Below are 1,495 nucleotides of genomic sequence, written 5' to 3'. Positions count from 1 at the left end.
TAATGGGAGCTACCGGGTGAGCCGCTGGCAGACTCGGTGCCTGGTAGCCGCGAGCGGGTGAGCACTCCCGCCGCCTGGACCGATGCGAGTCCTGGTGTCAGAACGTGCCCCCGCTCGTGGTCGGGAGACGAACGGCTGATGGGGTGTCGTGCCCGCTGGGCGTTGGCGTGAGCACTGGTCCATTAGGGCGCTGGAGTCTTCCGCGGGCTGCTGGCAGGGACCCGTGGCAGAGCGGAGACGCGTAGTGCTGTTCGTCGGTGATGACTGGGCGGAAGACCACCACGACGTGGAGGTGCAGGACGAACACGGCCGGGCGATACGCACAGCCCGGCTATCCGAGGGCGTGGATGGGATGGCCCGCTTTCACGAGCTCGTCGCCGGGTTCCTACCCGATGACGCGAAGCCTTCGGACGTGCTGGTGTGTATCGAGACCGACCGGGGGCCGTGGGTGAGGGCGCTGGTCGCCGCCGGCTACCAGGTCTACGGGGTGAACCCGAAACAGGCCGCCCGGCATCGTGAGCTGCTGTCACTGTCGGGCGCCAAGAGCGACAAGGCCGACGCGCACACCCTGGCAGACATGGTCCGGACCCGCCGGCACCAGCTGCGCCAGGTCGCGGCGGACTCCGACGTCGCCGAGGCGGTCAAAGTCGTGGCCCGGGCGCATCAGACGCTGATCTGGGAACGTACTCGCCACACCCTGCGGCTGCGGGCGGCGCTACGTGACTACTTCCCGGCCGCGCTGGTGGCCTACCACGTGTTGACGCTCACCGGCGCTGACGCCCTCGAACTGCTGGCGAAGGCACCCACCCCGGCCGCGGCGGCCAAGCTGACCCTCACGCAGATCAGCGCGGCGTTGAAGAAGGCCCGACGCCGTGACATCCCGGCCAAGGCCACCGCGATCCAGCAGGCCCTGCGCACCGATCACCTGGGCCAAGCCGACGTGATCACGGGCGCTTACGCGGCAACCGTCCGCGCCACCGTCGCGATCCTGCAAACCCTCAACACCGAGATACGCACCCTCGACGGGCAGGTCGAGGCCCATTTTGGCCAGCACCCGGACGCTGAGGTCTACCTCAGCCAACCCGGCATCGGCGTGATCCTCGGCGCCCGGGTGCTCGCAGAGTTCGGCGACGCCACCGGCCGCTACGCCGACGCCAAATCCCGCAAGAACTACGCCGGCACCGCACCGATCACTCGCCAGTCCGGCAGATCCAAGACCGTCCACGCCCGGTTCATCCACAACAACCGCCTCGTCGACGCCCTGCACATGCAGGCCGGAGCCGCGATCCTGCACGACTCTGGCGTCCGCGCCTACTACGACGAACTCCGCAGCCGCGAGGTCGGCCACAACGCAGCCCTGCGCCAGGTCGGCAACCGCCTCGTCGGCATCCTCCACGGCTGCCTCAAGAACACCACCCACTACGACCAGACAACCGCCTGGTCACACCGCACCCAACCCGCCGCAGCTTGACATCCAAGAAGCTGGGGTGTCTGA

The 1,495-nt window shown here is 68.6% G+C and carries 1 protein-coding gene; it reads left to right on the top strand.

The window, feature by feature from the left end:
- Positions 1-244 precede the first annotated feature (244 nt).
- Positions 245-1,471 carry an IS110 family RNA-guided transposase gene (locus Vqi01_RS30235; RefSeq protein WP_204038542.1) on the top strand — a complete coding sequence of 409 codons (1,227 nt, stop codon included), beginning with the start codon at positions 245-247 and terminating at the stop codon, positions 1,469-1,471.
- Positions 1,472-1,495: the final 24 nt, after the last annotated feature.

This window comes from Micromonospora qiuiae, from assembly GCF_016863555.1.
GTDB classification, from domain to species: Bacteria; Actinomycetota; Actinomycetes; order Mycobacteriales; family Micromonosporaceae; genus Micromonospora; species Micromonospora qiuiae.
This window is presented reverse-complemented; position numbering and strand designations above follow the sequence as displayed.